1 protein-coding gene is annotated in these 245 nt (G+C 75.5%); it reads right to left on the reverse strand.

Annotated elements, in window-relative coordinates; all coding sequences use genetic code 11:
* On the reverse strand, positions 1 to 245 hold a 245-nt coding region (locus QP442_RS08555; protein WP_285069818.1), incomplete at both ends, for an ATP-binding protein.

Genomic DNA, 245 nt, shown 5'->3' on the forward strand with positions numbered 1-245 from the left:
GCAGTGAGCTCCGGGTGGCCCGGCAGCGGCCCCGCCTCCGGCATGCCCGCCAGGGAGCGCGCTCCCGATCCTCGGCCCAGGCCCAGGAGCACGGTTTCGGCTTGGTCATCCGCGGTGTGGCCCAGCAGCACCGGGCCGCAACTAGTTGCAAGCTCGCCTGCCCCGCCCGGCGCCTCACTTGCGGCGCCAGCCGCCTCGGCCAATGCCGCGTATCGGGCCACCCGCGCCTGCCCTTCCGGGCTCGA

It is taken from the genome of Pauljensenia sp. UMB1177 (genome assembly GCF_030217965.1).
GTDB classification, from domain to species: Bacteria; Actinomycetota; Actinomycetes; order Actinomycetales; family Actinomycetaceae; genus Pauljensenia; species Pauljensenia turicensis_A.